The 8,358-nt window shown below is 64.7% G+C and carries 7 protein-coding genes; all 7 read right to left on the bottom strand.

Annotation, left to right across the window (positions count from 1 at the left end; genetic code table 11):
* The coding region (gene addB / locus EN984_RS13790; protein WP_127383787.1) for a double-strand break repair protein AddB at positions 1-1,203 on the bottom strand (1,203 nt) is incomplete at its 3' end.
* The gene (locus tag EN984_RS13795; RefSeq protein ID WP_127267521.1) at positions 1,200-1,928 is read right to left on the bottom strand and encodes a nucleotidyltransferase family protein; all 729 of its coding nucleotides are present in this window, start codon (positions 1,926-1,928) and stop codon (positions 1,200-1,202) included. The genes addB and EN984_RS13795, both read right to left, overlap by 4 nt.
* Positions 1,925-3,436 carry a tRNA (adenosine(37)-N6)-threonylcarbamoyltransferase complex ATPase subunit type 1 TsaE gene (gene tsaE / locus EN984_RS13800; protein ID WP_127267522.1) on the bottom strand — a complete coding sequence of 504 codons (1,512 nt, stop codon included), beginning with the start codon at positions 3,434-3,436 and terminating at the stop codon, positions 1,925-1,927. Before tsaE ends, EN984_RS13795 begins: the two co-directional genes overlap by 4 nt.
* A gap of 8 nt (positions 3,437-3,444) precedes the next feature.
* Positions 3,445-6,000 carry a PAS domain-containing sensor histidine kinase gene (locus EN984_RS13805; protein ID WP_127267523.1) on the bottom strand — a complete coding sequence of 852 codons (2,556 nt, stop codon included), beginning with the start codon at positions 5,998-6,000 and terminating at the stop codon, positions 3,445-3,447.
* A gap of 199 nt (positions 6,001-6,199) precedes the next feature.
* Positions 6,200-7,600: an adenosylhomocysteinase gene (gene ahcY / locus EN984_RS13810; RefSeq protein WP_023810629.1), complete on the bottom strand. Its 1,401-nt coding sequence runs from the start codon at positions 7,598-7,600 to the stop codon at positions 6,200-6,202.
* A gap of 181 nt (positions 7,601-7,781) precedes the next feature.
* Positions 7,782-8,078 carry an HPr family phosphocarrier protein gene (locus EN984_RS13815; protein ID WP_027039963.1) on the bottom strand — a complete coding sequence of 99 codons (297 nt, stop codon included), beginning with the start codon at positions 8,076-8,078 and terminating at the stop codon, positions 7,782-7,784.
* Positions 8,075-8,358, bottom strand: a 284-nt coding sequence (locus EN984_RS13820) for a PTS fructose transporter subunit IIA (RefSeq protein WP_127383788.1), incomplete at its 5' end; no start/stop codon positions are given. The genes EN984_RS13815 and EN984_RS13820, both read right to left, overlap by 4 nt.

Raw genomic sequence — 8,358 nt, forward strand, 5'->3', positions numbered from 1 at the left:
GACGCGCCGTGCCAATGCGCGATCGCCGGTGACGAGAGCCGCCCTTTGGCCGGGCTGTTCGACCGCGCGCTTGAGCGCGACGGCGATGGCGACAGCTTCATCACGTTCGCTGGCAGCTTCGAGCAAGGTCACCTCGGCGAAGGCGCCGGCAATGTGGGACGCCGGGAAACCGGCACGTGTCTCGGCCCAGAGTTCGGTGGTTTCGGCCGGCCGCAGCGCTTCGCCGACAAGGGCGGCGCGAAGCGCAAGTCGCGGTTCGGCCACGCCAATCTCCTCGACGTCGCTGCGCAATACGCCGATCTTGCCGATCAGCCTGGCCAAGCCATATTGCGGGTGGCCGAGCACGGCTGGACGCGCGCCGGGCGCGGCGATTGCCTGGAACGACGCTTCGTCCAGCGTACGGTCGAGGCCGGGCAGCACGATGGCGCCGCCGGGCAGGCGCGCGATGGCGGCAAGCAGTTCGGCCGTGGCGGGTATCGAGCCGGTCGAGCCCGCGGCGATAACGGGGCCAGCGGGCGGATTGCGCAGCAGCCGCGCCGCCTCGGCGCGGATCAGCGCACTGCGATGCGCGGCCGGATTTGAGCGGTCGCTTTCCGCGAGGAATTTCGGCCAGGCTTCGGTGACGATGCCGAGGAATTCGAGGGTCACCTGCCACCACCCGGCAAGGTTGCCGGTCACCAGATCGGTGAGCTTGGCCCAGTCCGTTCCTTCCGTCTCGATCTCGTCCATCAGCCGGGCGAGATCGCGCGCCAGCCAGATCGCGTCGGCGGTGGAAGCCGGGATGACGATCTCCTCGGCGAAAAGGGCGGCGACATGCGCCGGCAGCCGGCGTTTCCAGGCGCGCACCAACGGCGTCAGCAGCAACAGGCGTTCGATCGCGGCGATCGGCGGCGCGAGATCTATGGCCGCCGATGCCTCGGTCTCGAATGCGGCCTCATCCTCGTCGAACTCGCCCAGTGGCCGGATGACCGGCAGGATCGCCGAGCCGCCGCCGCCGCGTGCCGCCAGGCTGTCGACGAAGACACCCCGCAAGGCACGCGCGGCACGGCGTGTCGGCACATAGATGGTGACATCGGCCAAAGCGAGCGGGTCGCCGTCAAATCGAAACCCCGGAACAAGGCGGCCGGCAAGCAGCGCCTCGGCAAGCGTCGGCAGAAACGGCGCTCCGGGCGGGATCGAGAAAACGCGGCTGGAGCCGCTCATTGCGACTCGATGAGCGCACCGGCGACCGCCGCTTCCGCGAGCGGTACGGCATCGGGCGTGCCGACGGTGATCCAGTGGCCATGCATGGGCATGCCGAACAGGCGGCCGGCCGCGATGGCGGAATCGAAATAGGCGTTGAGCGAGTGCGGCCCGGCCGGTGCACCCTCGAACAGGCGCGGATGGACGATCGCCGCCCCGGCATAGATCAGCCCCGCCGGGTCGCCTTTCGAACGCCGCAAGCCGCCATCCGGCGCCACCAGGAAATCGGTGCTGCCGCAGTGTCCGGTCGCCTGTTGGAGATCCGCCAGCATCAGCAGAATATCCATTTTCGCCGCGTCCCATGCAAGGGCGAGGCGCTGGAGATTGAGAGGACCGTCATCGATCCAGAACGTGTCGGCGTTGAGGATGTAGAAGGGCTGATCGCCCAGTTCGGGCAACGCCTTGACGATGCCGCCGGCGGAATCGAGCAGTTGTTCGCTCTCGTCGGAAATGACGATGTTTGGCGCGCGGCGGGCAGTGACATGGGCGACGATCTGTTCGGGAAAGTAGTGGACGTTGACGACCGCCTTGCCGACGCCGGCGGCGGCCAGGCTGTCGAGGCTCCAGTCGAGCAACGTCTTGCCGGCAATCTTGACCAGTGGCTTGGGAATGGTGTCGGTGATCGGCCGCATGCGTTTGCCAAGCCCGGCGGCAAGTACGATGGCGGTGTCCGGTCTTGCTGTCACAGCGCTCGCTCCTCCAGCAAACCCTGGGCGTCGTAGAACTCGCGCAGGCTTGCCAGCGCCGGATGAGACAGAGCCCGGCGCAGATAGTCGCGGATGCGCGGCAAGTGCTTCAGATAATAGGGCTTGCCGTCGCGTTTTTCGAGACGGACGAAGATGCCGAGGATCTTGGAATTTCGCTGCGCCGCCATGATGGCGTAGGATTCCAGGAAGCTTGCCTCGTCGAAAGCGCCGGCTGCGTGGCGCGCCGCGACATAGGCATCCAGCGTCTGTTTCTCGATCTCGGGCGAGATGGTGACCCGCGCGTCCATGGCGAGCGAGGCGACGTCATAGGCGCAAGGGCCGATCAGCGCATCCTGGAAATCGACGATGCCTAGCCGATCATGCCCGGAACGGTCGCCGCGCCAGATGATGTTTGGCGAATGGAAGTCGCGCAGCATCAGCGTGACCTCGCGGCCTTGCAGCCGGTCGAGGAGCGCATTCCATTGCTTGTGGTAACCGGCGCGCAAGCTCTCGCTTGCCGGAGCGCCAGTGATTGCCGGCACGTACCAGTCGACCAGCAGATCGGCTTCGATCATCATGGCGTCGCGGTCGAAAGGCGGCACATCGTGGAAGCCGCCTTGCCCTGTTTCCAGGCGCTGCGGCCAGGCCCTGCCGTGCATCATGGCCAGCAGCTCAGCGGACGCTGCGTAACGCTCGGCCAGCGGCTGGCCATCGCCGCTGAGGAAACCTTCGGAACCAAGATGTTCGAGAAGCAGGAAACCTTGCTCCTGGTCCTCGGCATGGATTTGCGGAACGCTGACGCCGCCTTCCTTCAAGGCGCGGTCGATGGCAACGAAGGCGGAGACCGACTGAGCGGTATGCGCGATCTCGGCATAGGGCTTGCCGTCGCGCACAGGCGGACCGAGAACCAGCCGTGGCGAGTTCATCAAGACCCGAGGCTTTTGGTCCGGCAACGAAACGATCTCATAGGAGCGGGCCGAAGCATCGCCGATGAAATGGCGGCGCTGCGCTTCCCCCCAGCCGGCGTTCACGAGAAAGTCGCGCATGGCCAACGACCGTGCCGCCCGATCGAAGGCATCACCCTGGCCTGACAATCGCGCCAGCCGGCCTTCGCCATGCTGGACGAGCTCGATCAGGACTGTGGTTTTCGGCAGATGGGCTTCCGCCCGTTCCGGCCATTCGACCAAAGCAGCACCCTGCGCCAGGGCTTCGTCGAGCCCCAACTCATCGATCTCGTCCGCCGAGGACAGGCGGTAGAGATCGAAATGATGGACCGGAATGCGGGTGTCGTAGCTCTGCACCAATGTGAAGGTCGGACTCGGAACATCGAGACCGGCATCGTCGGCCAGGGTCCTGATCAAGGCCCGCGCCAGCGTCGACTTGCCGGCGCCGAGATCGCCCTTGAGGGCAAGCACGTCACCCGGGCGCAGCGACAGCGCCAGATCTTCGCCCAGCCGCGCTGTCTGGGTCTCGTCGGCGAGTAATCGCTCCAGCACCAGTCCGGTCATCGAACGCGCTACTCGGCCGCGGCGCGGATGCCCGGCATGTCTGGAAAGGTGCAGATGACGGTCGTGCCCTTGTCCTTGCCGGTTTCGATGCGAACGCTGCCGCCATGCAGCTCGACGAAGCTCTTGACGATCGACAGGCCGAGGCCGGCGCCGCGCCGGCGGCCGCCATTGGCGCGCGGCTCGAAACGGCGGAACACCGAATCGAGCACATCCGGCGGCATGCCGGGACCATCGTCATGAACCGAGAATTCCACCCCATCCGCCAGATGGCGGCAAGTGAGCCGGATGATGCTGGCTTCCGGGGCGTAATTGGCGGCGTTGCTGAGCAGATTGTAGAGGATCTGGCGGACGCGGACCTCATCGCCGTGAAACGTCTTCGGCGCCGCGATGGCGTCCACCTGGAGACTGATCGAATGCTCTTCCAGCCGGTCGGCCACCAGTTCGGCCGCAGCGGCGATGGTGCGATCGACCTGCACCTCGGAAATGTCGAGCTGCATGATGCCGGCGTCCACCGTCGCCAAGTCGAGTATGTCGTTGACGATGGTGAGCAGGACCGCGGAGGACGAGCTGACATGCTCGACATATTCGCGCTGCTTCTGCGTCAGCGGACCGGTCGTGGGCTGCGACAGGAGTTCGGTGAAGCCGATGATGTTGGTCAGCGGCGAACGCAGTTCATAGGAGACGTGCTGGACGAATTCGTTCTTGAGCTGGTCGGATTTTTGCAGCGCCTCGTTCTTGTCCTTCAGCGCCCGCTCGACATGGACGCTGTCGGTCACGTCGACGAAGGTCATCATCACCTGCCCGTTGGGCAGCGGGATCATGGCGTAACTCAGCACATTGCCGTTGTTGAGCTCGGTCTGTCCGTGGCGGTCGCGGCGCTCGTCGTCAAAGCCGGTGATGGCGGCAACGAAGCTGGGCCAGGGGCTGTCCGCGGCCTGCCGGTCGCAGAGGTCGCGTATCGTCGACACGTGGACACTGGGCTTGGCCGCTTCACCGCTCAATCCCCAGAGAGTGGCAAAGGCAGGATTCGACAGCCGGAGCCTGCCGTCGGGTCCGAACACCGCCACGCCTTCGGCAAGATTGTCGAGCGTCTCGCCCTGAACCCGCACGGCTGTCTGGTAGCGGCTTTCCAGGTCCATCTTCTCGGTCAGGTTCTCGAACACCCAGGTCACGCCGCCCTTGGGCTGCGGATTGGCGACGACGCGAATGGTCTTGCCGTCCGGCAGATGCCACCAATGTTCCTGGGATTCGACGGCGCGATAGGCGCCGAGCAGGCCTTCCTTCCAGCGACGCCATTCAGGCTGTTCGGCGATCTTGCCCTCGCTGCGCAGCCGGTCGAGCAGCAAGGCATTGTCGGGTGCGCTGTGCAGGAAGCCGGCGTCCAACCCCCAAAGCTTCTGGAAGGCTTGGTTGAAGAACCGCAGCTTCTCGTCGGTGTCGAAAATGGCGACTGCCGTGTTGAGCTGGTCGAGCGTGTCGGCGTGGCTTCGCACCGTCCGTTCGTATTCGCCGCGAACGGCCTCAATGGCACTGGTGTCACAGGCAAGGCCGGCCGAGCCATCGCTGCCGGCGAAATCGGTGACCGCGAACACACGGCGGTCACCTTCGATCACGGTGGACAGCGACTGCTCGAAAACCGGATGCGTCTTGTGCTGGGCGGCAATCGCATCGCGCGCCTGGCCGCCGAGGAACTCTTTTTTCTCCCGGACCGCGGCTTCGGCATTTTCGGCTTCGACGGCATCGGCATAGGCGCGGTTGACCCACTTCAGCCCGCCGTCCTCGCCGCGGAGCCATGCCGGCATGTTCAGCGCGTCGAGCAGGCCGATCATCGTGTCGTGGTCGGCGGCCAGCCGCTGGTTCTCGATCTTCAGCCTGGCCTGGCTGCGCTGCGTCTCCGAGAGCGAGACGAAACGCACGAGCACATGCGCGGCACTCTTGCGGCCATGCACTTCGAGCGGCGCACCGGCCTGCGATTCGATGACGAGGTCGAAGGGTTTGGCCTTCTCGCGCAATCCCGCGACGGCATGTTCGAGTGCCGCCGCCGAACGCGGCATCAGCCAGCGGCCGAAAGCGAGAAAAGCGGCCCTATCTTCGGGAGCGCCGCTTTCGACGGGCAATGTGCCGATAAGCTCGGGCTTCTTGTTTTCAGCGGCCCAGACGACGACGCGCTGGTCACGCAGATTGAGCAGCGCCTCGGAGCGGCGGAGCGCCGCGTTGATGTCGGCGAGGCGGCTCCTGAGTTCGACATTCTCCGCCGAGGTGCGGGCTCTTTCGCGGATGAGAACGATGGCCGATATCAGTGCGGCACCCGTCACGCCGACGAACACGGCAAGCTGCATGACCTCGATGGCGCTCACCGACAGTCCCGCGACGCTGGCAGCAGCGGTTTCGGCATGCGCGACGGCGCCAGCCAAGGGGCCCGCGAGCGCGGAGGTGGCAAGGAATGTCGACGCACGGGCGCGCCAGGACAGGCTCCCGCCTTCCAGGGCGGAGCCAGCAATCCCCGAATCGTCATGGCCGCCGGAAACGGCCCGTCCCGCTCTGTGCGGGTGTTGCCCCGGCATGTCTTGGTCCTCTCCGCCGCCTGAATGCAAGACCGCCCTGATGCGTGCCTCTCTTGACCCTCTCGGGCTGGAAGCATCGCCGAATCACCTGACAATAACCCCTCGCCGAATCGCCGTGAAGGCTGATGGCGCGCAAAAATAAGGCCGGGCGAAAAGTCAATCGCCCGGCCTCAATATCTGGTAGCAATTTTAGCTTTGGTTAATAGCGGTAGTGTTCCGGCTTGAACGGACCCTGCGGCGTGACGCCGATATAGGCGGCTTGTTCACCCGACAGTTCGGTCAGACGGGCGCCGAGCTTGTCGAGATGCAGGCGCGCGACCTTTTCGTCGAGATGCTTGGGCAGGACATAGACCTGGTTCTCGTACTGGCCGGGCTTGGTGTAGAGCTCGATCTGCGCCAGCACCTGGTTGGTGAAGGATGCCGACATGACGAAGCTCGGGTGGCCTGTGGCGTTGCCGAGATTGAGCAGCCGCCCTTCCGACAAAAGGATCATCCGCTTGCCGTCCGCGAAGGTGATCATGTCGACCTGCGGCTTGACGTTGGTCCATTTCAAATTGCGCAGCGCGGCGACCTGGATCTCATTGTCGAAGTGGCCGATGTTGCCGACGATGACCATGTCCTTCATCGAGCGCATATGGTCGAGGGTGACGACATCCTTGTTGCCGGTGGTGGTGATGACGATGTCGGCGGTGGGGGCCGCATCTTCCAGCGTGACGACTTCAAACCCGTCCATCGCCGCCTGCAGCGCGCAAATCGGATCGACCTCGGTGACCTTGACGCGGGCGCCGGCGCCCTTGAGCGAGGCCGACGAGCCCTTGCCGACGTCGCCATAACCGCACACGACAGCGACCTTGCCGGCCATCATCGTGTCGGTGCCGCGGCGGATGCCGTCGACCAGCGATTCCTTGCAGCCATATTTGTTGTCGAACTTCGACTTGGTAACCGAGTCGTTGACGTTGATGGCGGGGAAAGGCAGCAGGCCCTTCTTCTGCAGCTGATAGAGCCGGTTGACGCCGGTGGTCGTCTCTTCGGTGACGCCGCGGATCGCCGCCTTCTGCTTGGTGAAGAAGCCGGGCGAAGCCTTCAGGCGCTTCTTGACCTGGGCATAGAAGTATTCCTCTTCCTCGCTCTGCGGGTTGGACAGCACGTCCTCGCCGGCCTCGGCGCGGGCGCCGATCAGGATGTACATGGTGGCATCGCCGCCATCATCGAGGATCATGTTGGAGAGGCCGCCATCGGCCCACTGGAAGATCTTGTCGGTGTAGTCCCAATACTCCTCGAGCGACTCGCCCTTGACGGCGAACACCGGGATGCCGGCTTCGGCGATGGCCGCGGCCGCATGGTCCTGGGTCGAGAAGATGTTGCAGGAGGCCCAGCGGATATCGGCGCCCAGTTCCTTCAGCGTCTCGATCAGCACCGCCGTCTGGATCGTCATGTGCAGCGAGCCGGTGATGCGCGCACCCTTGAGCGGCTGCTTGGGACCGAATTCCTCACGGCAGGCCATCAGGCCCGGCATTTCGGTTTCGGCGATCTCGAGTTCCTTGCGGCCCCAGCCGGCAAGCGAGATGTCGGCGACCACATAGTCCTTGCTACCCGTCATGGCAGTACTCCGATGCGAATGTTGTGCTTGCGAATTTGTTGCGGACACGCCCGCGCCGGTCGGCGCGTCGAAGGGCGCGAATTGCCGGCCTGACTAGCAGATCGGAGCAAGGACGACAATGGGATATAAAGAAATCTTTATCCCTGCATGTCTCTCAGACACGCATCGGCGCTCTACCTGATCAGCATTCCTCGCCAAAGCGGGACGCCACCAGCTGCTCCAGGGCGTCGATGACCTGCCGGGCTTCCGGTCCGCTGGCGGTGACGCGGATCGAATAGCCGGGGCTTGCCGCCAGCATCATCAGGCCCATGATCGAGGTGCCGCCGACCTTGACGCCATCCTTCTCGACATGCACCGAGGCATCGAAGCCGCTGGCCAGCTGGACGAACTTCGCCGAAGCGCGCGCATGAAGGCCACGTTGGTTGATGATGGGAAAATCCCGGACAATTTGGTCTTTTTCCGGGGACAGCGCGGTCATTTGCTGCTCAGGAGCTGGCTGGCGACATTGATGTATTTGCGGCCGGCGGCCTGAGCCTCATCGAGCGCGGCGGCCATATTGTCGCCCTTGCGGATCGAGGAGAGCTTGATCAGCATCGGCAGGTTCATGCCGGCGATCACCTCGGTGCGGCCGGACTCCATCACCGAGATGGCAAGGTTGGAGGGCGTGCCGCCGAACATGTCGGTCAGCACGATGACGCCCGCCCCGGTATCGACACGGGCAACAGCGTCGACGATGTCGCGGCGACGCTGCTCCATAT

This window comes from Mesorhizobium sp. M7A.F.Ca.CA.004.12.1.1 (assembly GCF_003997835.1).
In the GTDB taxonomy this organism is placed as follows: Bacteria; Pseudomonadota; Alphaproteobacteria; order Rhizobiales; family Rhizobiaceae; genus Mesorhizobium.

Excerpts from the sequence above, each read along its gene's own strand:
- tsaE (WP_127267522.1), bottom strand. The coding sequence starts at position 3,436 with ATGACCGGACTGGTGCTGGAGCGATTACTCGCCGACGAGACCCAGACA.
- EN984_RS13805 (WP_127267523.1), bottom strand. The coding sequence starts at position 6,000 with ATGCCGGGGCAACACCCGCACAGAGCGGGACGGGCCGTTTCCGGCGGC.
- ahcY (WP_023810629.1), bottom strand. The coding sequence starts at position 7,600 with ATGACGGGTAGCAAGGACTATGTGGTCGCCGACATCTCGCTTGCCGGC.
- EN984_RS13815 (WP_027039963.1), bottom strand. The coding sequence starts at position 8,078 with ATGACCGCGCTGTCCCCGGAAAAAGACCAAATTGTCCGGGATTTTCCC.